Below are 21474 nucleotides of genomic sequence, written 5' to 3'. Positions count from 1 at the left end.
CGGCATGGCGGCGCGCGACGAAGGTAGCTGACGGGGCGTCAGGTGGCCAGAGTCGTGCTCAAGGGCGCGGCGCGGCCTCAGGACGCGGAGGGGGTCACCGGCACCAGCGCCACCGTCTCGGTGTCCTCCAGGGCAACCGCCGGGTCCATGGCGCCCTCCGGGGTGATGTGGACGATGACGCCGGGGTGGGTGATGGCGGGCAGGATGTGGTGCCACAGGACGGCGACCCGGCCGCGCAGGTCGGTGCGCTTGCTGATGGCCTCGGAGACCAGCTGGACGCCGGTGAAGGCGGAGACGATGAACTCGGCCGTCTCCTCCGGCACCACCTGCGGGAGCACCTCGCCCGCCTGCTTGGCCTCGGTGAGCAGCCGGGCGACCAGGTCGAACCAGTCGCCCCAGGGGTGTACGCCGTTGAGGAAGACACCCTCGATCGACAGCCGCGTACCGGCGCGGGCGAGCGGGTCGTGCACCAGGGAGTGGGCGAACTGGTGGGTGATGTCGATGACGGCCTGGAGCCGCGAGCCGTCCTCGGGCACCTTCACCCGGGTGGTCTGCTCGTCCATGATCGCCTGGGCCAGCGACTCCTTGGACGGGAAGTGGAAGTACAGGGCGCCCTTGGTGACCTCGGCGCGGCGCAGGATCTCGGAGAGGGCGGCACGCTCGTAGCCGTAGTCGTCGAAGACGCTCGCCGCCGCTTCCACGATCACGCGTCGCGTGTGGACCGCTCGGGCCTGCTTCGCCATGTCTCGTCCTCCACCGTCTCAAGCTGGTGCACCGGGAGCTTACGCGACTACACGGTTTGTTTTATCAAGAAACGATATAGATCGGCTTACGTGGTTTCGCTGGTCCGTCAAGGGCCGCCACCAGCTGCCGTGATGCAAATCACACCGATACGAGGGACCGTAAGAAACCGTCCAGCTGGTTTTTTGGCAGACTCCTCGTTCAAGAGCTACTCAAACGAACCGCCCTTCACCGAGGGATACCGTATGACCGTGCTCAGTGGCGCCGTGCCGATCCCCGCCGAGGGCGTCGCCCCGGCGCAGATGACCATCCCTCAGCAGTATGTCCACCGCAACGCCGACGATGACGTGCTGCTCTCCCATTTCACGGCCGACGCCGACGGCACCTACCGGATCGCCGTGCGCTGGCCGCACGCCCACGCCCTGTTCGCCCCCACCGCGGACGGCCGTGAGAACCCGATGCTGATGGCGGAGACCGTCCGCCAGTGCGGCGCCGTCGTCTCCCACCTCGCCTACGACGCCCCGCTCGGCCAGCACTTCCTGCTGTGGAACCTGCGCTACGAGGTCCCCGACGCCATCCACACGGCCGGTCTGCCGCTCGCCCCCACCGAGGCCGTCGTGCGCTGCCCCGAGGTACGGCTGCGCGGCGGGAAACTCTCGGAGTTCCAGCTGGAGGTCGAACTGCGCCGGGAGTCCCTGCTCATCGGGACCGGCGCCTGCCGGGCGACCTGCGTCTCCGCCGCCGCCTACCGCCGACTGCGCCCGCCCCGCCCCCGGCCCGCGGCACCCGCCCCGCTGCCCGCGCCCTTGCCCCCCGCCCAGGTCGGACGCGACCGCGCCGAGGACGTCCTCATCGCCCCCTCCGGCCGCCCCGGCGCCTGGCTGCTCCGCGTCGACCAGGACCACCCCGTCATCTTCGACAGCCAGAGCGACCACGTGCCCGGCCGCGCCCTCATCGAGGCGATGCGCCAGACGGCCGCCGCCGCCACCGGCCGCCCCCACGCCGTCGCGCCCGCGCTGGACGCCGAGTTCCACCGGTACGTCGAACTCGACGAACCCTGCACCCTCACCGCCGAACCCGGCCCCGCCCCCTCCCCCGGCCGCGCCTCGGTCCGGGTCACCCTGCGCCAGTCCGCCGGGCCCGCCGCGACCGGCCTGGTCACCCTCGGCGCCCCCGGCCCGGACCCCCTGCCGTGACCGGCGGCGACCGCGCGGTGCTGGTCACCGGAGGCACCGGCTTCGTCGGTACGGCCGTGCTGCGCGCGCTGACCACCGGCCCCCGCCCCGCCCCCGGCACCGTCCGCGCGCTCGTGCGCCAGTTGCCCGGACCCGAGCGGCGTATCCCCGGAGTCACCTACCTCACCGGTGACCTGACCGCCCCGCGGACCCTGCGCGGCGCCTGCGACGGCGTGCGCTCCCTGGTGCACTGCGCCTCCGTCATCAGCCGCGACGACGACGTCTGCACCGCCGTCAACGTCGACGGCACCCACGCCCTGCTCGCCGAGGCCGCACGCGCCGGGGTGGAGCGGACCGTGCAGCTCAGCACCACCGCCGTCTACGGCGCCGGACCCCACCGCGACCTGCCCGAGGACGGGGCGCCGACCGTGCCCTCCTCCCCCACCAGCCGCACCCGGCTGCTCGCCGAGCGGGCCGTGCGCGCCACCGGAGGGGTCGTGGTCCGGCCGCCGCTGGTCCACGGACCCGGCGACCTGTGGGTCGTACCGATGATCGCCGACATGCTGCGCCGGGTCCCCGCCCTCGTCGAGGACGGGCGGGCGCGGCTGTCGTTCGTCGCCGTGGACGACCTGGGCCGCCTGCTCGCCGCCCTCGCCCTCGATCCCGCCGCCGTACCGGCCGGGAGCGTGCACCACGCCGCCCACCCCGAGCCCGTCACCCTGCGTGGCTTCGTCCGGGAACTCGGCCGGACGCTGGGCCTGCCGGTGCCCGCGGACGGGCTCGACACCGAGTCGTACGTGCGCCGGCTGGACGCCGAGCCGGGGCGCGCCACCGGGCACCAGGCGCGCCTCCTCGCGGAGGACCGGTGGTACCGCTCGGACGTGTGGCGGGTGGCCGGATGCCCGGTCGGCCCCGGACACGCGGCACGGCTGCGGGAGGCCGCGCCGTGGTACCTGGACCATCTCGGCCTCGCCGCCACGACGTGACTGCGTCGTCCGTACCCGTCAGTCGCCGCCGCTCTCGTCGTACGGCTGCCGCGGCGCAGGTACCGGCACGGCCCGGGTCACCCTCAGGAACGGGATCGGTCCCTCGTTGACCGGGTCCGCCGTGCGCTTCGCGGTGTAGGTGCCGGTGACCCGCAGCCAGGTGTCCGGTTGCAGCACCGGGGGGACCTCACCGGTCAGCCCCACCTTCACCGGACGGGCGTCCGCCGCACAGCAGTTGAGCGTCATCCGCACCAGATACGGGTCACCCGCGCCGTCCAGCGCCACGAAACCGGTGACCTCCACCGTCCGGCCGCGCAGGGTGCGGCCACCGTCGTAGGCGGCGCGGCCCGCGTAGTCGGTCAGGCCCAGCCGCACCGGGTCCCCGTCCGGCAGCGCGGCGTAGCCGTGCGGCCGCTGCAACGCCGTACCGCTGTGCGTCGCGCTGTACGAGCCCAGGGCGGGCGGCGCGATCAGGATCAGCGCCAGCAGGGGCAGCAACAGGAGCCAGGCGACCCGGGGTTCGTGGTGCGGGTGCGCCCCGTCGTCGGTGTGGCCGTCCGTGTCGCCGCCTGTGTCGCCGTCCGTGTCGCCGTCCGTGTCGCCGTCCGTGTCGCCGCTCCGGCGTTCGTACCACACCGTCGCCACCGCCGCCGCGACCAGGACGACACCGCAGGCCAGCAGCAGCGGACGCAGCCCCTCCTTCACATACCGCAGGGCGAGGTCCGTGGCGGCCGTGTGCAGGACCGTCGCGCCGAGCAGGAACAGCACCGCCGCCTGTGCGTGCCGGTTCACAGCAGCACCGCCCCCGTCAGCACCGACACCGTGACCGCGACGGCGAAGGTGGCGGGCGCGAACCGCAGCGCGAAGGCCCGGCCGAAGGTGCCCGCCTGCATCGCGAACAGCTTCAGGTCCACCATCGGCCCCACCACCAGGAACGTCAGCCGCGCCGTGAGCGAGAACTGCGTCAGCGACGCCGCCACGAAGGCGTCCGCCTCCGAGCAGATCGACAGCAGCACCGCCAGCACCGCGAGCGCCAGCACCGACACCACCGGATGGTCGGCGGCCACCCGCAGCCAGCCCTCCGGCACCACCGCCTTCAGCGTCGCCGCGGCCGCCGCGCCGACCACCAGGAAGCCACCCGCGTGCATCACGTCGTGCCGCACCGACCCCCAGAACGCGGCGCCCCTGCTCCGACCGTCGTAGGAGTCCCGCGCGGGCAGCCGCAGCCAGTCCGCGCGGCCGAGGCGCTGCCACAGCCAGCCCATGACGCACGCCGCGAGCAGCCCGGCGACGAACCGGGCCAGCACCATCCGCGGCTCACCGGAGAACGCCACCGCCGTCGCCGTCAGCACCACCGGGTTGATCGCGGGCGCCGACAGCAGGAACGCCAGCGCCGCCGCCGGGGTCACCCCGCGCCGCACCAGCGCGCCCGCCACCGGCACCGACGCGCACTCGCAGCCCGGCAGCACCGCGCCCGCCGCCCCCGCGACCGGCACCGCCAGCGCCGTACGCCCCGGCAGCGCGCGGGCGAAGAACGACGGCGGCACGAACACCGCCAGCGCCGCCGACAGCAGCACCCCGAACACCAGGAACGGCAGCGCCTGCACCACCACCGCCACGAACACCGTCAGCCAGCTCTGGAGCACCGGCGCCGCGAGCGCCCGCCGCACCGGCGACTGGACCAGCAGCACCAGCAGCAGCGCCAGGACGAGGAGGAGGGAGGAGTCGACGCGCGGGCCCCCGGGCCGGGACCGCCGCCCGGTTCCTTCCTGGGTGACTGTTTCCTGGGTGACGGCCACGGTTCGGGCACCTCCTGGATCGCGTCGCCTCCCCTCCCATACGGCGGTCCGGGGCCCGACGTTCAGTCAGCTTCTGGAACCATCGCCGCAGTTGAGGCAGTCTTTGCCGATGTGGGGAGCGTTCCGTATCAGGCAGGGCCGGGTGACACGGCCGCGCACATGGTGGTGTGCGGCGACGACGGGCTGGCGCACCGGCTCGCCGCCGAGCTGCGCGGTGTCTACGGCGAACAGGTGACGCTCGTCGTCCCGCCCTCCGGGCGCCGGGTGCGGCAGCCGGTGGTGGGCAGGGCGCGGGCGGCGTCGGCGGCGCTGCTGGACCGGATGGTCAGCGCCGCCGTCAGCCGTGCCGCGGGCACCAACGGCACCGCCGCGCCCGGCGGCGACGGCACCGGCAACGAACGGATGCTGGAGGTCACCGAGCCGACCGAGGCCGTCCTCGCCGACGCGGGCGTGGAACGGGCCGCCGCGCTCGCCCTGGTGTACGACGACGACGAGACCAACATCCGCGCCGCGCTCACCGCCCGCCGCCTCAACCCCCGGCTGCGGCTCGTGCTGCGCCTGTACAACCGGCGACTCGGCCAGCACATCGAGGACCTCCTCGACCAGGCCGCCGCGCTGGCGACCGGTGACATGTCGGCCGCCGAACTCGACGCCTCCACCACCGTGCTCTCCGACGCCGACACGGCGGCGCCCGCGCTGGCCGCGACCGCGGTCGTCGGCACCAGCAAGGTCGTCCAGACCGACGGGCTGCTGCTGCGGGCCGTGGAACGCACCCCGCCCGCGCCCGGTCAGGTCGCCGACCCCGGACTGTGCACGCTGGCCCTGCTGTCGGCGACCAGCAGCGACCCGGCCGGTGCGGACGGCTCGGAGAGCAGCGAGGGCGGGCCCCGGCTGCTGCCCGACGAGAACGAGGTCGCGGCGGCCACCGGGCGCGGCACGGTGGTCCTGGAGCAGGTGTCCTACACCGGCCCGCCGCAGTCCGCCGGGCGCGCAGGGCGCCGTGGCCGCGCGGTCAGCTTCCTGCCGCCCTTCGCCTCGCTGTTCTCGCGTCGGCTGCGGTGGTCCCTGGCCGGTCTGGTGGCCGCGGTCGTCGCCCTCACCGTGGCGCTGACCGTCGTCACCGGCGAGCATCCGCTGCACGCCACCTACGAGACGCTGCTCGACCTGCTCTCCATCAACGACCCCGCCCTCGACGAGACGCCGGGCCGTCAGATCCTGCAACTCCTCGCCGGGCTGCTGGGGTTGCTGCTGCTGCCGGTGCTGCTGGCCGCCGTGCTGGAGGCGCTCGGCACCTTCCGCAGCGTCTCCTCGCTGCGCAAGCCGCCGCGGGGGCTCGCCGGGCATGTCGTGCTGCTCGGCCTGGGCAAGATCGGCACCCGGGTGCTGACCCGGCTGAAGGAACTCGACATACCCGTGGTCTGCGTGGAGTCCGACGACGACGCGCGCGGCATGGCCACGGCGCGGCGGCTGCGGGTGCCGGTGGTGCTCGGGGACGTCACCGAGGAGGGCGTCCTGGAGGCCGCCAAGATCCATCGCGCTCACTCCTTCCTCGCCCTCACCAGCGTCGACACCACCAACCTGGAGGCGGTGCTGTACGCGCGGTCGGTCCGGCCCGACCTGCGGGTGGTGCTCCGCCTGTACGACGACGACTTCGCCACCGCCGTGTACCGCACCCTGCGCGCCGCGCACCCGGCGGCGCTCACCCGCAGCCGCAGCGTGACCCATCTCGCGGCGCCCGCGTTCGCCGGGGCGATGATGGGCCGCCAGGTGCTGGGGGCGATCCCCGTGGAGCGGCGGGTGCTGGTCTTCGCCGCGGTCGTCGTCCGCGGCATCCCGCAGCTGGAGGGCAAGACGGTCGCGGACGCCTTCCGCGCCGGATACTGGCGGGTGCTGGCCCTGGACGCGGTGGCCCCGGAGGACCGCCGCCCCGACCTCGCGACCGTGCCCCCGCCCGGCACCAGCCCGCCCGCCTCCGCCCTCATCTGGGACCTCCCTCCCACCTACGTCCTGCGCGCCGAGGACCGCGTCGTCCTGGCGGCAACCCGCCAGGGCCTGGCCCTCCTGACGGGCCGCCACCGCAGGACCCAGTGACCGGCACGGGGGCCTGCGGCGCTCCCGACGGGCGACCGGTGCCTGGCCTGGGGCACGCTCACCGGTGACCGGCGTCCGGCCTCGGGGGCCGTCCCACCCGGTGACCGGTGCCGGAGGGCTCCGGCAGACTGGGTCCCATGGGCTTCGCCGTCTTCGTCACGCTTCCCGGGCTGGTGATCCTGCTCACCGTTGTCGCCCTCGTCGATCAGGTGCTGCTGCACGCGGGGCGTGCCGGGCTGTTGCCCTGGCGGAACGGGGCCCGGGTGGGGCAGGTCTCCGCCACCGGCTTCGAGCAGTTGCACGGCGCGCTGTCGCCGGGCAAGCAGCACGAACTGAAGGAACGGCAGTCCGCGCTGCTGATGCGCGACGACGAGGAGGACGGGGCGCCGCCGAACCGGACCCGGGTCGATCTGGACGGCGGTGTGGCGGTGGTGCGGCCGCCGCGCACACCCCCCTCGCCCTGAGGACCGGCCCCGCCCCGGGGACCGGCCCCCCGGGCCTCAGCCCCGCACGGCCGCCGTCCGGCTCAGGTGCCGCTCGGCGAACTCCAGCTCCAGCCGGACCTGCTTGATGCGCTCGTCGACGACCAGCGAGCCGTGCCCCGCGTCGTACCGGTAGACCTCGTGGACGGCGCCGCGGGCCTCCAGACGCTTGACGTAGTTCTCGATCTGGCGGATCGGGCAGCGCGGGTCGTTGACCCCGGCGGAGATGTAGACGGGCGCCTTGACCTGGTCGACGTACGTCAGCGGCGACGACGCCTCGTACCGCTCGGGGACCTCCTCGGGGGTGCCGCCGAGGAGGGTGCGGTCCATGGCCTTCAGCGCCTCCATCTCGTCGTGGTACGCGGTGACGTAGTCCGCGACCGGGACGACGGCGATGCCCAGCGCCCACGCCTCCGGCTGGGTGCCGAGGCCGAGCAGGGTGAGGTACCCGCCCCAGGAACCGCCGGTCAGGACCAGCCGCTCGGGGTCGGCGAGCCCGGAGGCGACCGCCCACTCCCGCACCGCCGCGATGTCCTCCAGCTCGATCAGACCGACGCGGTGCTTGAGCGCGTCCGTCCAGGCGCGGCCGTACCCGGTGGAGCCGCGGTAGTTGACCCGCACCACCGCGTACCCGTGGTCCACCCAGGCGGCCGGGCCCGCGGCGAAGGAGTCGCTGTCGTGCCAGGTCGGACCGCCGTGGATGTCGAAGACCGTCGGCACCGGCCCGCTCACGCCCACCGGCCGCTGCACCAGGGCGTGGATCCGGCCGCCCGGCCCCTCCACCCACACGTCCTCCACGGGCACCGACCCCGGCGACCGCATCCCCGGCGGGTCGAGCACCACACCACCGGCGGTGGAGCGCACCGCCGACGGCTCGGCCGCCGACGACCACAGGTACTCCACGCTGCCGTCGGGGCGGGCCGTCGCCCCCGACACCGAGCCGGCCGGGGTGTCGATCCGCGTCAGCTCACGCGCCGCCAGGTCGTACCGGAACAGCTCGCTGCGGGCCTCGAAGCTGTGCGCGATCAGCAGCCCCGAGCCGTCCGGGTACCACTCGGCGCTCACGTCGCCGGGCAGGTCGAGGGCGAGGTCGGTCTGCGCGCCGCTCGCCACGTCCCACACCAGCGGCTCCCAGCGGCCCCGCCGCTGGTGCCCGATGAGCAGCCGGGTGTCCCCGTCGACCGGCGCGAAGCCCAGCACCTCAAGGCCCAGCTCGACCCGGCCGCCCTCGGTGTCGTCCAGCTCCGCCACCGTCGTACCGTCCTGGCGGAGCACGCGCAGCGCCGAGTGCATCGCGTCGCCGTGCTCGGTGTGCTCGATCGCGATCAGGGAGCCGTCGTGCGACAGCCCGCCGACGCCCGCCGACTCGCGGTGCCGGTAGATCTCCACCGGGGCGTGGCCCTCACAAGCCAGGTGGATCGTCGTGCCGTCCTCGTCGGTGGAGCGGCCTACCACGGCCGTGCGGCCGTCCCGGGCGAGGGCGAGCCCCGCCGGGTACGACGGGTCGAGGCCCGGTACCGCAAGCTCGTCCTCGCCGCCCGCGAAGGGCTGGCGCCGCCAGACGCCGAACTCGTCGCCGTCCTTGTCGTCGAACCACCAGATCCACCGGCCGTCCGGGGAGAGCGTGCCGTCCGTCGTGCCGTTCGGCCGGTGGGTCGCCTGGCGCTGCTCGCCGGTGGACCGGTCCCACGCGTACAGCTCGTACGTCCCCGTGGCGTTGGACACGAACAGGGCGTGGTCCGGTGCGTCCTCCGCCCAGTCCGGCAGGGACACCCGGGGTGCCCGGAAGCGCTTCTCCCAGTCGGGCACCACCTCGCCCAGTCCGCTCGCCATGTGCTGTTCCCGCTGATCAGGCGCCGCCGCCCCGTTGCTCTCAGTCATGACCCCATACTGCCCGCACGGAGCGACACCCCGCTGCCGAGACCCCCAGCCTGTGGAAAACTCCCACGGTCACCCACCACGTGGCCCCCACCCTGTGGACAACTCCTTCACACCCGCCGACCCCGCGATCCGGCGCCCCGCCCCGGCCCCGTACCTTTGAGGGCGTGTACCGGTTCCTGCTGACGCCCCGCTGGTGGGGGATCAACGTCTTCGTGCTGCTCGCCATCCCCTTCTGTGTCTTCATGGGGTCCTGGCAGCTGAGCCGGTTCGAGGAGCGCGTCGACACCCACCGCGGCGCCGACCAGAAGGCCGCCGACGAGGACCGGGCGGCCCGCCCCCTGGCCGACGTGCTGCCCGTGGACAAGGAGACCTCCGGCGCGCGGACCACCGCGACCGGCCACTACGCCGACCAGCTCCTCGTCCCCGACCGCGACCTCGACGGCAGGCGCGGCTACTACGTCCTGGCGCTGCTGCGCACCGACTCCGGCAAGGCCCTCCCGGTCGTCCGAGGCTGGCTGCCCGGCACCGCCGACCCGACGAAGGCCCCCGCCGCGCCGACCGGCGAGGTCACCGTCACGGGCGCGCTCCAGGCCTCCGAGAACCCCGGTGAGAACGGCGTCAGCGCCCGCGGCGGCCTGCCCGCCGGCCAGACCGCCGCGATCAGCTCGCCCTCGCTGGTGAACCTGGTGCCGTACGACCTCTACGACGCCTGGATCACCCTGGAGAAGGCCGACTCCGGCATGACCGCCGTACCGGCGACCGCGCCGCAGAACACCGGCCTGGACCTGAAGGCGTTCCAGAACCTCGGCTACACCGGCGAGTGGTTCGTCTTCGCGGGCTTCGTCGTCTTCATGTGGTTCCGGCTGTTCCGCCGCGAGACGGAGTTCGCCCGGGACGCGGAACTCGGCCTCGTCCCGGACGAGGCCGACGGCCAGGAAGCCCTCAGCCCGTCCCGGGTCTGAGCCTCCGCCCAGGCCGCGTGAGGCCGCGCCCCGCCCGGTCGTGGGCAGCGTCCCGTCAGGTCGTGGGCAGCGTCCCGTCAGGTCGTGGGCAGCACCCCGGTCCGGTACACCGTCCCGGCGCAGGCGTTGGTGACCACCGCGGACACCGACGGCCCACCCGCCGCGGTCGTGTGCGAGACGGTCACGCTGCCGTCCTGCGTGCCGTCCGCCGTCAGCAGCTGGGTGGACGTGCCCGTCTCGCCGCCGGTGGACGTGCCCTGTGTGCCGGTGCTCTGTGTCGGGCTCGGGTCGGGCGACGGGTTCGTGCCCCCGGTGTCCCCGCCTCCGGTGTCACCGCCTCCCGTGCTGCCACCGGTGCTGCCGCCGTTGTCGACGGGACAGGTCTCGGCGGGCACCCAGGCGAACTTCACCTCGTAGGAGTCGCCCGTCTTCAGCAGCAGCGACGACACCTCGACGGACGGGCTGGGCAGGCTTCCCGCCGCGTCGCCCGCGGTGTGGCTGACCACGCTGATCCGGGCCGGGTCCGCCGCGCCCTGCGCGAGGACCTCGACGGTGCCGGGGGCGCCGACCGTGCAGCCGTTGCCGGAGACGTTGGTGATCCGGAACGTGCCGTAGACCGTGCCCATGGCGTCGGGCGCGTCCACCGAGGCCGTGCCGTTGAGCTGCGCGGCCTCGCACGCGGGCGCCCCCACGGCGGTGCTCGCCGACGGCCCCGCGCTGTCGCTCGGCCCGCTGCCGGTACCGGCGCCGCCGTCCTTGTCGCCCTGCTCGGTGCCGCCGTTGCCCGCGCCCTGGGTCTGGTCAGCGGACCCGGCGGTGCTCTCGGACCCGGCGGGGCCCTTGCCCTCGTTCGCGCCGCCCTGCGCCTGGGACGCCTGCCCCGCGATGGAGGGGTTGGCGTCGCTGCCGTTGGACTTCGACACGTGCAGTACGGCGGGGACGGCGGTGCCGATGAACAGCGCGGCGGCGGCCAGCCCGACGGCGGCCTGCCGCTTGCGGGCCCGGCGCGCGGGCACCGCGCGGCGCAGGTGCTCCAGCGTGCCGTCACGCGGCTCGATGTCCAGCACCGCCTGCTGGAGCATCCGGCGCAGCGCCAGCTCGTCGGACGCGAGGTCCCCCGGGGAGTCCGAGCCGGGCAGGACGGAGTCGGGGGAGCCCGAGTCGGGGACGCCCGAGCCGGGCCCTCCGGTATCCCGTTCGAGGTCCTGTTCGAGACCCTGCCGTTCGAGACCCTGGTCGTCGGGGCCGTGGTTCACAGTTCCGTTCCCAGCGTGCGTGTTGTTCTGCTGTGGCTCGTCGTCATGCCCCTTGTTCATGCCGACGCCCCCATCGCCAGCCGTAGGGCCGCGATCCCGCGCGAGCCGTACGCCTTCACCGAGCCCAGCGATATGCCGAGCGTCTCGGCGACCTGGGCCTCGGTCATGTCGGCGAAGTAGCGCAGCACGAGCACCTCGCGCTGACGGCGCTGGAGGCCCTTCATGGCCTTGATCAGCGAGTCGCGCTCCAGCTGGTCGTAGGCGCCCTCCTCGGCGCTCGCCATGTCCGGCATCGGCTTGGACAGCAGCTTCAGTCCGAGGATGCGGCGGCGCAGCGCGGAGCGGGAGAGGTTGACGACCGTCTGGCGCAGATAGGCCAGGGTCTTCTCCGGGTCGCGGACGCGTTTGCGCGCGGAGTGGACGCGGATGAACGCCTCCTGGACGACGTCCTCGCAGGAGGCGGTGTCGTCGAGGAGGAGGGCCGCGAGACCGAGCAGGGAGCGGTAGTGGGCGCGGTAGGTCTCGGTGAGGTGGTCGACCGTGGTACCGGCCGCCGCGGCCTCGACCTGGTCGACAGCGTCACGCTGACTGGGAATGCGGGCGGGCCGCGCTGCGGGCATCGGCGCGATCACCGGCATGCCGCCGGGCGCACCGGCCAGGCCGGTCCGGAAGGGCCGGGGGGCGGGCCGCAGTGCCGTGCCGCGCGTCGCCGCTGTGAAGTCGAGTACCTCTGCCACGTGAGTTGGACGCGCGTCCCCCCGCAGGGGTTGTACGTGCCGGGCGTCACTTTCGTACCGGCTGACGCGACCGGCGACGTTCTCGCGTCAGGCAGCACGACCGACGGTGCCTCACTTGCCCTCATGCGTCCCGCTCTTCCCCTAAGTCCAGTGAAACGGGCGTCCCCACGCCCGCCGCACGGCGTCCCCACGCCGTGTGGTGCACGTCCTCACACCCCGGAAGGGCGTCCGCAAAGACGTTCCCCGTCCACCGCGCGGTTGCGGAGAACGGGGAGCAAATCCTCGGACGTCGAGGCGGCTCGGATCAAGGGGTCCGGACCAACGGCCGGGCCACCTTGTCATGCGCAGACGATCTTACGCACCGTTCCAGCCATGGCCAGGCCTTTACCGGCCACCGCATCGCGAAGGCGTCCCGGAGACGGTCTCAGCGGAACTCCGTCGCCACCAGCTCAGCGATCTGCGCCGTGTTGAGCGCCGCCCCTTTGCGCAAATTGTCACCGCATACGAAGAGTTCGAGCGCCGTCGGATCGTCGAGCGCCCGCCGCACCCGGCCCACCCAGGTCGGATCGGTGCCCACCACGTCGGCGGGGGTGGGGAACTCCCCGGCCGCCGGATCGTCGCAGAGCACCACACCGGGCGCGGTGGCGAGGATCTCGCGGGCCCGGTCCACCGTCACCTCGCCCTCGAAGCGGGCGTGCAGGGTCAGCGAGTGCCCGGTGACGACCGGCACCCGCACACAGGTCACCGCGACGGGCAGCTGCGGCAGGGAGAGGATCTTGCGGGACTCGTCCCGCACCTTCATCTCCTCCGACGACCACCCGTCCGCCGCCAGCGACCCGGCCCACGGTACGACGTTCAGCGCGACCGGCTCCGGGAACGGCCCGGTGTTCTCGCCCACGGCCCGGCGTACGTCGCCCGGACTGGTCCCCAGCTCGCTCCCGGCGACGAGGTCGATCTGCTGCCGCAGCGTCTCCACCCCGGCCCGCCCGGCCCCGCTCACCGCCTGGTACGAGGAGACGACCAGCTCACGCAGCCCGAACTCGGCGTGCAGCGCGCCCAGGGCGACGATCATCGACAGCGTGGTGCAGTTGGGGTTGGCGATGATGCCGCGCGGCCGGTTGCGCACGGCGTGCGGATTGACCTCGGGCACGACCAGCGGCACGTCGGGGTCCATCCGGAAGGCGCCGGAGTTGTCGACGACCACCGCGCCCTTGGCTGCGGCGACCGGCGCCCAGTGCGCGGAGACCTCGTCGGGTACGTCGAACATGGCGATGTCGACGCCGTCGAAGGCCTCCTCGCCCAGCGCCACCACCTCGACCTCGGCACCGCGCACGGCCAGCTTGCGGCCGGCCGAGCGCGGCGACGCGATCAGGCGGATCTCGCCCCAGATGTCCGCGTGCTGGGACAGGATCTGGAGCATGACGGTGCCGACGGCCCCGGTCGCTCCCACGACCGCGAGCGTCGGTCGGCCGGTCATCGCCCGGTGCCTCCGTAGACGACGGCCTCGTCGCTGTCGGAGTCGAGCCCGAAGGCGGTGTGCACGGCGCGGACGGCCTCGTTGACGTCGTCGGCGCGGGTGACGACCGAGATACGGATCTCGGATGTCGAGATCAGCTCGATGTTGACCCCCGCGTCGCTGAGCGCCTCGAAGAACGCGGCGGTGACGCCCGGGTTGGTCTTCATCCCCGCGCCGACCAGCGAGATCTTCCCGATCTGGTCGTCGTAGCGCAGCGAGTCGAACCCGATGCCGCCCTTGTTCTTCTCCAGGGCGTCGATGGCCTTGCGGCCCTCGGTCTTGGGCAGGGTGAACGAGATGTCGGTCAGCCCGGTGGACGCCGCCGAGACGTTCTGCACGACCATGTCGATGTTGATCTCGGCATCGGCGATCGTACGGAAGATGGCGGCCGCCTCGCCCGGCTTGTCCGGCACCCCGACGACCGTGATCTTGGCCTCGGAGGTGTCGTGTGCGACTCCGGAGATGATGGCCTGCTCCACCTGCTTTTCCCCTCGCGTAATCGGCTCGCTGCTGACCCAGGTGCCCTGGAGCCCACTGAAGCTGGACCGGACGTGGATCGGGATGTTGTACCGGCGGGCGTACTCCACACACCGGTGGAGCAGCACCTTCGACCCGGACGAAGCCAGTTCGAGCATGTCCTCGAACGAGATCCAGTCGATCTTCCGGGCCTTCTTCACCACGCGCGGGTCGGCGGTGAACACGCCGTCGACGTCCGTGTAGATCTCGCAGACCTCCGCGTCGAGAGCGGCGGCCAGCGCGACGGCGGTCGTGTCGGACCCACCGCGCCCCAGCGTGGTGATGTCCTTCTTGTCCTGCGAGACGCCCTGGAACCCGGCGACGATGGCGATGTTGCCCTCGTCCACCGAGGCGCGGATACGCCCCGGTGTGACGTCGATGATCCGGGCTTTGTTGTGGACCGAGTCGGTGATGACCCCGGCCTGGCTGCCGGTGAACGACTGGGCGTTGTGCCCCAGGCTTTTGATCGCCATGGCCAGCAGGGCCATGGAGATCCGCTCCCCAGCGGTCAGCAGCATGTCGAGCTCGCGCCCGGCAGGGATCGGGGAAACCTGCTCGGCGAGATCGATCAGCTCGTCCGTCGTGTCGCCCATCGCGGAAACGACGGCGACCACCTGGTTGCCGTTCTTCTTCGCTTCCACGATCCGCTTGGCGACGCGCTTGATGCCCTCGGCATCGGCTACGGAGGAGCCTCCGTACTTCTGCACGACAAGGCCCACGTGCGCTCCTCGCTCAATCCGTCTCTTTCCGCACGTACGTAGATGTACTGCGGTCGGCTCAGTCTATCGAGCAGCCGGATTTCACCCTTCTGATACCGCATGGTGAGATGTCCCGCTCACCCTGCGATCACTCCGGCTGTCCTCCGGCTGCTCGCCTTGGCACATGCCCATCCCGGGCGCCGCCATCCGCAAAGTGGGCCAGGTCACCCGGTGACAGGGGGAGATCAGGGGCGTTCGACGCGGATGTGTCCGCGGTTCGCCGCGTCCGTGAGGGCGCGGATGTCGCCCGGGTCGTCGGTGATGATCGGCACCCCGCCGTAGGCAATGGACGCGAGTACGACGCTGGCGTCAATGACGTCCGACGTCCTGCTCTCCTGGCACAGCACCGCCGCCGCCCTCGCCAGGGCCTCGGTGAAGGACAGCACCTCGCAGCCCCGGAGCACGCGGTGGAGGGCAGCCGCCTTCGGACGGGAGTCCCACCCCTGGGCGAGGACCCCCGCCGGGACGAGGGGGGTGCTGCCCCTGTCGATCAACCGGAGGTGCCGCCGAAGGAAGCGCTGGTCGTTCTTGACCGCAGCGATCAAGGCACCCGTGTCGTAGACGACATGGCTCATGCGCTCCGGCGCTCCTCTCGCGGCCCGCCGAAGAGATCGTCGACCCACGCGTCGGCCTCCGCCAGTTCCTCGGACGTGGGCCAGCCGTGTTCCTCGAAGTGCTCCTCCATCGCCCGCCGCCCCTCACGGAGGCGGCGCCGCTTGCCGAGGTACTCCTCCAGCGCCCGGCTGACCACCATCGAGATCTGCTCGTCCTCCTCCTCGGCGCACCGCCGCAGGGCCTCTCCGAGATCGGCATCCACACTCACGCTGAACTTCACCTTCTCTGTCATATTACGAACGTAATCCGCCGCTTGGGCTGCGGCAACAGTCCCCGCCGCCCCCGTCACGGGCGGAACGTGGCCGGGATCGCCGCCTTCTCCTCCTCTTCCATTTCCTTGCGGCACTCGACGCAGATGCCGTTCACCAGCCACACCGTCCGTTCGTCCTGCTGGCAGAAGCCGCAGGCCATGAGGGCGCGGGTGACCCGGCCGCCCTTCGGCCGGGACGCGGTGGTCCTGTCGGTTCGCTTCGGGGGCATCTTGGTCTCCAGTCGGTTGCGGGCGAGTCCGCCCGGGTTGGTCACGGTCGTGGGCAGCCCCTCCGTCAGGGCCCGGATGACGCCGTTGGGTGTCGCACCCCGGTCCAGCCACTCGGTGACGAGCGGTTCGAGCGACCGGCAGTCGGATTCGGACAGGGCCATACGCCGGTCCGCCGCGCGCAGCTCTACGAGGGTCAGGTGGGCGACGCTGGGCTCGTCGTCGGGGGCGGGTTGCTCGGCGGGGCGCTCGGGCTCCGGCTGCGGCTCCTCGGCGCGGGCCAGGCCGGGGGCGTGGTCCCTGGTCACGTCCTTGCCGTGGCGCTCCCGCGTGAACTCCGCCCACCACTCCGCCGACCTGGGCGTACGCGACCAGTACGTGCGCGTCACCCAGCGCATGGTGTTGTCGTCGAGCGTGATGTGCTCTTTGATCCAACGCAGATGACCGGCGTCGATGAGCTGGTTCAGCGCGGTGCGGATGGCCTGTTGGCCGTAGCGGGGGTGTTCCTCCGCGAGCACCTTGTGGGCCATCGAGTGGCCGTCGTCGAGGTGGTCGACGAAGACGGCGACCTCGCGGGCGCGGAGGCTCAGGTGTGCGAACACCGGGTCCGCGTGCGGGTCTTCGTCACCCGTTGAGCGTTTCCCGTACCCCGTTTTGGCCATGGGGTGGGACGGCGAGGGAAGGGCGGGACTAAGGTAGGCGTAAGCCACCATCGATGAGGGTTCCATTCGATGTGTAGGTCCAGGCCCCGGAGCCGGTGTTGGCGCACCGACCGGGGCCGATCTATTGCCGCGAACCTAGAGCGGCTTTACGTTCCGAAGCAAGCTGATCACGGAACGTCACTCGTTAGAGGTACGGCGTCTCAACTCACGTACAAGCTTGGTTAGTTGGTTGGATTTCAACCAAACCAAGAACCCAGAAAACCCATGGGAAGGGCTCGGGCCCCGGGGCTCAAGCTCCGGGCTGAACTGCGGCGATGAACGCCACCCAGGCGGGGGCGGTGACGGTTATCTCGGGACCGGTGGGGTTCTTGGAGTCGCGGATGTGGGCGGTGCGGGCGAGGGCTACTTCGACGCAGGCGCCGCCTTCGGAGTCGCTGTAGCTCGACTTGAACCACCGGAGCTTGTCGTTCACGTCTGATCCACCATCCGCTCAATGAAACGGGCCGACTCATCGGGGCTGAAAGCCTGCGCGCGGATCATGCTAAGCCGCTCGGTGGCACGGCTGACAGCGCCCGGGTCCGCCGAGAGGTCGCTTCCCAACTGGCCCTCCATGTAGGCGAAACGCTCGTGATCCCTGGTCTCCAGCAGCACCAGGGGCCCCATGAGCGCCGCAGGAACGGCCCGTTCGAACGGAAGCACCTGGACCACGACGTTGCGCAGGCGGGACACGTCCAGCAGGCGGTGCAACTGCTCTTCGTCCACCTGCGGACTGCGCAGCGCCGCCTCGTACAGGACGAAGCTGAGGGCTACTGGCGGCTTTCGCCCAGTAAGGATCGCTTGCCGTTCCAAGCGTGCCGCGATCCGCTCCTCCGCCGTCTCCTCGTCCAAGGGCGGGACGTGATTCTCGATGAGCACCTTCGCGTACGCCTTCGTCTGCAACAGGCCGGGGATGTAGAGGGTCTCGTACCACCAGAGACTGACCGCCTCCTTCTCCCGCTCCATGAAGTCCTGCGCCCGCGCAGGGAACCGCTCCTTCTGGAGGTACTCCTTCGCCGCGCTCAACAGCCCCTCCGCCCGGCACAGCTCGTCCGCCACGTCGAGCACCCGCGGCGTCGGCATCCGTACGCCCTGCTCCATCGACTTGATGGTGTCCGGGGAGTAGTTGGCGGCGGCCCCGAGTTCCTCGCGGGTCACGTTGGCCTTGGTGCGCCAGCGTTTCATCTGGTTGCCGCTGTAGCGCCATGCGGCGGGTGACGAGTGGGAGTTGTACTGGACTGACACTGCGCGCACCTCCGACCGATACACCCCGGCGTGTATCACCCGGGTCACTACCGAGCGTAGCCCGAGACCGACACGGTGTGACCATGAACAACGCGATTCACGCACCCGACTGGGTCCCCGCCTCCGGCCACCAACTCCACGTCACCGGCGTGCACTTCGACGCCGTACGGATCGAGGGCGTACGCGGAGAGGTCGTCGCCGAGCGGCTGATCGAGGCGACGGACGGGGACGCCGGGCCCGTCGTGTGTGAGGTGAGTGGGTTCCGGTGGATGTACTTCCTGCTCGCGCCCGGCGAGGTGCGGCGGCATTCGTGGCCGCTGGGAGTGCAGCGGTTCGGGGGGCGGGGCACGCGCACCGTCACCTACATCGGCATCCCGGCCCTCGACGGGAACACCTGGCCCCTGCGGTGGTACAGCGAACCGACGGCGACGGCGCCGTACGTCGACCCCGGGCAACTGCGTCAGGCGACCACGGTCACCGGGAGTGAGGTGCGGCGGGGTACCGCCTGAGCGTCCGAGGCGGTCTCGGGGGCGCTCGTGTCGACGAGGCGGATCAGCAGCGGGGTCGAGCCGGTCGGGCCCTCGGGGAGGGCGCGCAGGCGGTAGCGGTCGACGCGGGCGGCGTCCAAGGCCAGGGGTGTGCCGTCCGGGTAGAGGTAGTGCGGGAAGACGTCGTTGGCGACGCGCAGGTCGGTGGCGGGGCGCCAGGTGCCGGTCGCGGGGTCGTGACGCTCCAGGACCAGACCGTTGGCCTCGGAGTTCGGCCCCTCACCGAACAGCATCTCCATCTGGAGCGCCACCCGCAGCTGCGGATAGGCACGGGTGTTGCCATTACGCACGGAGACGGTGAACTCCTGTGCCTCACCGCCCCTTTTGAGCACGATACGGCCGCCTGCGGTGGAGGCGTACATGCTGATGGTGGTGGGCGCGGGGGGCGAGGGCGGCGGCGTGGGAGTCGGGGTGGCCTTGGTCGGCGTCGGCGTCGGGGTAGGGGTGGGAGTGGGAGTCCGGGTGGGCTCCGGGGCAGGCGTGGTGGGGGTCGAGGTCGCGGAGACGGTCGGGTGCTCGACGGGACGGGCCTCGGCCGCCGCGTCCTCGTCCTCCGGGCCGCAGCCCGTGAGCAGCGCGGCCACGGCCACCGCGATCGTCATGGCTCCGGCTGCCCTGGTCCCTGCGCGGCGGTACATGCTCCGCGTGCCCCCGTCCTACGACTGTGCAACAGTTGACTGATGAACCGTCACCGTAGGCCGGACCAGGCTGCGGGGGCGCAACACCGAGGTGTCACTTGGGACACGCTCGGCGTAGGAGTCACTGAGAGGCCGACGAGCGCAGCCCCAGGGGGCCCGCGATCTCCTCGGCCATGACCGCGCCCGCCTCGATCTCCAGGGTGTCGTCGCCCATGCCCTGGTCGGTGTCGAGGCCGTCGAGGGCGGCGAGGGGCTGGTTCAGGCGGACGTGGGCCAGGACCGAGTGGAGGGCGCGGAGGGTGGCGGAGGCCGTGGAGCCCCAGTTGGAGAAGTAGGAGAACTGCCACCACCACAGGGCCTCCGTGGTGCGGCCCGCGCGGTAGTGGACCATGCCGTGGCGGAGGTCGGCCATCACGTCGGCGAGGTCGTCGGAGATCCGGGCCGGGACCGGGGCCTTGCGGGGCTCGTAGGGGTCGAAGACCTCGGAGTAGACGTCGACCGGGTCGAGCAGGCGGGCCAGGTTCTCGCGGAGGATGTCCACGTCCTGCTCCGGGCCCGGGTCGGGCTCGTAGCGGTCGTCGGGGACGATGTCCTCGTGGGCGCCGAGACGGCCGCCCGCGAGCAGGAGCTGGGAGACCTCCAGGAGGAGGAAGGGGACCGCCGAGTCCGGCTCGTCGCCCTTGGCGACCTCCGTGACGGCGACCAGGAAGCTCTCGATCTGGTCCGCGATCTGGACCGCGAAGTCGTCCGGGTTCTGGTTCGTCGCGTGCAGCGTGGCGTCAGACATCTAGGAGTCGTCTCCCCTCGAAGGCGCGGCCGAGGGTGACCTCGTCCGCGTATTCCAGGTCGCCGCCCACCGGGAGGCCGCTGGCCAGGCGGGTGACCTTCAGGCCCATGGGCTTGATCATGCGAGCGAGGTACGTGGCCGTCGCCTCGCCCTCCAGATTCGGGTCCGTCGCCAGGATGAGTTCCGTTACGGTCCCGTCGGCCAACCGCGCGAGAAGTTCCCGTATACGCAGGTCGTCCGGACCGACACCCTCGATGGGGCTGATCGCGCCACCCAGGACGTGGTAGCGGCCCCGGAACTCGCGGGTGCGCTCGATCGCGACCACGTCCTTCGGCTCCTCCACCACACAGATCACCGACGGGTCGCGGCGCGTGTCACGGCAGATGCCGCACAGCTCCTCCTGCGCCACGTTGCCGCAGGTCGCGCAGAAGCGGACCTTCGCCTTGACCTCCAGCAGGGCCTGCGCGAGGCGCCGTACGTCCGTCGGTTCCGCCTGGAGGATGTGGAAGGCGATCCGCTGCGCGCTCTTGGGACCGACGCCGGGCAGCCGCCCCAGCTCGTCGATGAGGTCCTGGACCACGCCTTCGTACAACGGACTGCCGTCCCTTCCTATGGTCGTTCGGTACGTACGGTAGTTGCCCCGGGCCCGCTTAGAAAGGCAGGCCGGGGATGCCGCCGCCGCCCAGGCCCTGGGCCAGCGGGCCGAGCTTCTGCTGCTGGAGCGCCTGCGCGTTCTCGTTGGCCGCGTGGACCGCCGCGACGACCAGGTCGGCGAGGGTCTCGGTGTCCTCCGGGTCCACCGCCTTCGGGTCGATCTTCAGCGCGCGCAGCTCTCCGGCGCCGGTCACGGTAGCCTTCACCAGGCCGCCGCCCGCCTGGCCGTCGACCTCGGTCCGGGCCAGTTCCTCCTGGGCCTTCGCCAGGTCCTGCTGCATCTTCTGGGCCTGCTGAAGCAGCTGCTGCATGTTGGGCTGGCCACCACCGGGGATCACGATCAGCTCCTCTGCCGCCGCCCGAGTCTTCGGGCGTTTCGTCTCTGTGGGCTCTTCGTCTCTTCGGGCTCTTCGGGTCGAGCCTACGTGGTCCTGGTGGCGCTCGCCCCGCCACTCTTTCGAGTGAGTCGGACCGGCGGCCTATACCTGATCAAGGCCCTCTTCCAGGCGGAAAAGAGGGGAAACCGGCCTCTTCGCCACCCATTGGGCGGTAGGAAGGGTCCGCGGCGTACGTGCACGCACCGTGATCAGTTCGACCGTAGGGAGTGCCGGGTGGGTCAGCCGGAGATGCAGCCCGAGGGGCCGCCGCAGGACGGGCGGGGCGAGGGTGCGGCCGGGCTGCGGCCGGGCGATCTGTCCGGGCGGGCGCTTCCGCTCGGTGACTGGGGGGAGCCCGCGGAGCGGCTGGACGAGCTGTACCGGTGGGTGGAGCGGGGGGCGCTCCAGACCGTGGCCTGGTACCTCGTCGACCGGGTCTGGAAGCGGCGGTGCGCGCGGGCGCTGCGGTGTGGGGCGGCGTGCGGGGCGGTGGCCGGGGCGTCGATGCCGTTGCTGGATCTGGCGGGGGTGGTG

General features: G+C 72.2%; 23 protein-coding genes and 1 pseudogene. 7 read left to right on the top strand and 17 right to left on the bottom strand.

Features of this window, described 5'->3' with window-relative positions:
- Positions 1–137 precede the first annotated feature (137 nt).
- Positions 138–743 (bottom strand): annotated as a pseudogene (locus tag KBY47_RS20875) (ScbR family autoregulator-binding transcription factor); the annotation flags it as partial.
- A 243-nt stretch (positions 744–986) separates the two neighbouring features.
- On the opposite strand from KBY47_RS20875, the gene KBY47_RS20870 reads away from it, so the two are divergent.
- Both KBY47_RS20870 and KBY47_RS20865 read left to right on the top strand, forming a co-directional pair.
- Entirely contained in the window at positions 987–1937 is a 951-nt protein-coding gene (locus tag KBY47_RS20870) for a ScbA/BarX family gamma-butyrolactone biosynthesis protein (RefSeq protein WP_210922842.1), read from the top strand.
- Positions 1934–2902 carry an NAD-dependent epimerase/dehydratase family protein gene (locus tag KBY47_RS20865; protein ID WP_308405220.1) on the top strand — a complete coding sequence of 323 codons (969 nt, stop codon included), beginning with the start codon at positions 1934–1936 and terminating at the stop codon, positions 2900–2902. The genes KBY47_RS20870 and KBY47_RS20865 overlap by 4 nt, the downstream gene beginning before the upstream one ends.
- Before the next feature lie 18 nt (positions 2903–2920).
- On the opposite strand, the gene KBY47_RS20860 is transcribed toward KBY47_RS20865, so the two are convergent.
- Both KBY47_RS20860 and KBY47_RS20855 read right to left on the bottom strand, forming a co-directional pair.
- Positions 2921–3694 (bottom strand): TIGR03943 family protein, encoded by a 774-nt coding sequence (locus KBY47_RS20860; RefSeq protein WP_210922840.1) that lies wholly within the window; start codon positions 3692–3694, stop codon positions 2921–2923.
- Complete coding sequence (locus KBY47_RS20855; RefSeq protein WP_210922838.1) at positions 3691–4701, bottom strand: permease; 1011 nt, start codon at positions 4699–4701, stop codon at positions 3691–3693. Before KBY47_RS20855 ends, KBY47_RS20860 begins: the two co-directional genes overlap by 4 nt.
- 159 nt (positions 4702–4860) lie before the next feature.
- On the opposite strand from KBY47_RS20855, the gene KBY47_RS20850 reads away from it, so the two are divergent.
- Positions 4861–6792, top strand: coding sequence for an NAD(P)-binding protein (locus KBY47_RS20850; protein WP_210922836.1), 1932 nt, complete (start codon positions 4861–4863; stop codon positions 6790–6792).
- Between the two features lie 137 nt (positions 6793–6929).
- Entirely contained in the window at positions 6930–7256 is a 327-nt protein-coding gene (locus tag KBY47_RS20845; protein ID WP_210922834.1) for a DUF6191 domain-containing protein, read from the top strand.
- A gap of 36 nt (positions 7257–7292) precedes the next feature.
- Here KBY47_RS20845 and KBY47_RS20840 read toward each other — a convergent pair whose 3' ends face one another.
- Entirely contained in the window at positions 7293–9155 is a 1863-nt protein-coding gene (locus tag KBY47_RS20840; protein WP_210922826.1) for a prolyl oligopeptidase family serine peptidase, read from the bottom strand.
- A gap of 164 nt (positions 9156–9319) precedes the next feature.
- On the opposite strand from KBY47_RS20840, the gene KBY47_RS20835 reads away from it, so the two are divergent.
- Complete coding sequence (locus KBY47_RS20835; protein ID WP_210922825.1) at positions 9320–10117, top strand: SURF1 family protein; 798 nt, start codon at positions 9320–9322, stop codon at positions 10115–10117.
- Positions 10118–10194: 77 nt separating this feature from the next.
- On the opposite strand, the gene KBY47_RS20830 is transcribed toward KBY47_RS20835, so the two are convergent.
- From KBY47_RS20830 to KBY47_RS20790, 9 genes are all read right to left on the bottom strand, one after another.
- Positions 10195–11433 carry a hypothetical protein gene (locus KBY47_RS20830; RefSeq protein WP_247694997.1) on the bottom strand — a complete coding sequence of 413 codons (1239 nt, stop codon included), beginning with the start codon at positions 11431–11433 and terminating at the stop codon, positions 10195–10197.
- A complete protein-coding gene (locus tag KBY47_RS20825; protein WP_374103092.1) occupies positions 11430–12110 on the bottom strand; it encodes a SigE family RNA polymerase sigma factor in 681 nt (226 codons plus the stop codon). Before KBY47_RS20825 ends, KBY47_RS20830 begins: the two co-directional genes overlap by 4 nt.
- A 424-nt stretch (positions 12111–12534) precedes the next feature.
- Positions 12535–13587 (bottom strand): aspartate-semialdehyde dehydrogenase, encoded by a 1053-nt coding sequence (locus KBY47_RS20820; RefSeq protein ID WP_210922822.1) that lies wholly within the window; start codon positions 13585–13587, stop codon positions 12535–12537.
- The gene (locus tag KBY47_RS20815; protein ID WP_210922815.1) at positions 13584–14861 is read right to left on the bottom strand and encodes an aspartate kinase; all 1278 of its coding nucleotides are present in this window, start codon (positions 14859–14861) and stop codon (positions 13584–13586) included. The genes KBY47_RS20820 and KBY47_RS20815 overlap by 4 nt, the downstream gene beginning before the upstream one ends.
- A gap of 224 nt (positions 14862–15085) precedes the next feature.
- Complete coding sequence (locus KBY47_RS20810) at positions 15086–15475, bottom strand: hypothetical protein (RefSeq protein ID WP_210922813.1); 390 nt, start codon at positions 15473–15475, stop codon at positions 15086–15088.
- Positions 15472–15747 (bottom strand): hypothetical protein, encoded by a 276-nt coding sequence (locus KBY47_RS20805; protein WP_210922812.1) that lies wholly within the window; start codon positions 15745–15747, stop codon positions 15472–15474. The genes KBY47_RS20810 and KBY47_RS20805 overlap by 4 nt, the downstream gene beginning before the upstream one ends.
- Positions 15748–15800: 53 nt before the next feature.
- Complete coding sequence (locus KBY47_RS20800) at positions 15801–16595, bottom strand: hypothetical protein (protein ID WP_210922810.1); 795 nt, start codon at positions 16593–16595, stop codon at positions 15801–15803.
- Between the two features lie 349 nt (positions 16596–16944).
- Positions 16945–17127 (bottom strand): DUF397 domain-containing protein, encoded by a 183-nt coding sequence (locus KBY47_RS20795; protein WP_210922808.1) that lies wholly within the window; start codon positions 17125–17127, stop codon positions 16945–16947.
- On the bottom strand, positions 17124–17876 hold the full coding sequence (locus KBY47_RS20790) for a helix-turn-helix transcriptional regulator (RefSeq protein ID WP_210922995.1): 753 nt from the start codon (positions 17874–17876) through the stop codon (positions 17124–17126). Before KBY47_RS20790 ends, KBY47_RS20795 begins: the two co-directional genes overlap by 4 nt.
- Positions 17877–18013: 137 nt before the next feature.
- Between KBY47_RS20790 and KBY47_RS20785 the strand changes: the two genes are divergently transcribed.
- Positions 18014–18445, top strand: a complete 432-nt coding sequence (locus KBY47_RS20785; protein WP_210922806.1) for a hypothetical protein — start codon at positions 18014–18016, stop codon at positions 18443–18445.
- Here the strand turns inward: KBY47_RS20785 and KBY47_RS20780 are convergent.
- From KBY47_RS20780 to KBY47_RS20765, 4 genes are all read right to left on the bottom strand, one after another.
- A complete protein-coding gene (locus KBY47_RS20780) occupies positions 18397–19086 on the bottom strand; it encodes a hypothetical protein (protein ID WP_210922804.1) in 690 nt (229 codons plus the stop codon). The genes KBY47_RS20785 and KBY47_RS20780 overlap by 49 nt on opposite strands.
- Positions 19087–19243: 157 nt before the next feature.
- Positions 19244–19909, bottom strand: coding sequence for a DUF5063 domain-containing protein (locus KBY47_RS20775; RefSeq protein WP_210922802.1), 666 nt, complete (start codon positions 19907–19909; stop codon positions 19244–19246).
- Positions 19902–20501 (bottom strand): recombination mediator RecR, encoded by a 600-nt coding sequence (gene recR / locus KBY47_RS20770; protein ID WP_055492101.1) that lies wholly within the window; start codon positions 20499–20501, stop codon positions 19902–19904. Before recR ends, KBY47_RS20775 begins: the two co-directional genes overlap by 8 nt.
- Before the next feature lie 58 nt (positions 20502–20559).
- Positions 20560–20901, bottom strand: a complete 342-nt coding sequence (locus KBY47_RS20765) for a YbaB/EbfC family nucleoid-associated protein (protein ID WP_210922800.1) — start codon at positions 20899–20901, stop codon at positions 20560–20562.
- Between the two features lie 273 nt (positions 20902–21174).
- Between KBY47_RS20765 and KBY47_RS20760 the strand changes: the two genes are divergently transcribed.
- Positions 21175–21474, top strand: a 300-nt coding sequence (locus tag KBY47_RS20760; protein WP_210922798.1) for an SLATT domain-containing protein, incomplete at its 3' end; no start/stop codon positions are given.

The organism is Streptomyces sp. B93, from assembly GCF_018070565.1.
Taxonomy (GTDB): domain Bacteria; phylum Actinomycetota; class Actinomycetes; order Streptomycetales; family Streptomycetaceae; genus Streptomyces.
The sequence above is the reverse complement of the archived record's forward strand: the minus strand, read 5'-3'. Positions and strand labels throughout refer to the sequence as shown.

What these genes read in the sequence shown, in the direction of transcription:
- KBY47_RS20870 (WP_210922842.1), top strand. Translation starts at nt 987, where the DNA reads ATGACCGTGCTCAGTGGCGCCGTGCCGATCCCCGCCGAGGGCGTCGCC.
- KBY47_RS20850 (WP_210922836.1), top strand. Translation starts at nt 4,861, where the DNA reads ATGGTGGTGTGCGGCGACGACGGGCTGGCGCACCGGCTCGCCGCCGAG.
- KBY47_RS20845 (WP_210922834.1), top strand. Translation starts at nt 6,930, where the DNA reads ATGGGCTTCGCCGTCTTCGTCACGCTTCCCGGGCTGGTGATCCTGCTC.
- KBY47_RS20840 (WP_210922826.1), bottom strand. Translation starts at nt 9,155, where the DNA reads ATGACTGAGAGCAACGGGGCGGCGGCGCCTGATCAGCGGGAACAGCAC.
- KBY47_RS20830 (WP_247694997.1), bottom strand. Translation starts at nt 11,433, where the DNA reads ATGAACAAGGGGCATGACGACGAGCCACAGCAGAACAACACGCACGCT.
- KBY47_RS20820 (WP_210922822.1), bottom strand. Translation starts at nt 13,587, where the DNA reads ATGACCGGCCGACCGACGCTCGCGGTCGTGGGAGCGACCGGGGCCGTC.
- KBY47_RS20810 (WP_210922813.1), bottom strand. Translation starts at nt 15,475, where the DNA reads ATGAGCCATGTCGTCTACGACACGGGTGCCTTGATCGCTGCGGTCAAG.
- KBY47_RS20805 (WP_210922812.1), bottom strand. Translation starts at nt 15,747, where the DNA reads ATGACAGAGAAGGTGAAGTTCAGCGTGAGTGTGGATGCCGATCTCGGA.
- KBY47_RS20790 (WP_210922995.1), bottom strand. Translation starts at nt 17,876, where the DNA reads ATGAAACGCTGGCGCACCAAGGCCAACGTGACCCGCGAGGAACTCGGG.
- KBY47_RS20780 (WP_210922804.1), bottom strand. Translation starts at nt 19,086, where the DNA reads ATGACGATCGCGGTGGCCGTGGCCGCGCTGCTCACGGGCTGCGGCCCG.
- KBY47_RS20775 (WP_210922802.1), bottom strand. Translation starts at nt 19,909, where the DNA reads ATGTCTGACGCCACGCTGCACGCGACGAACCAGAACCCGGACGACTTC.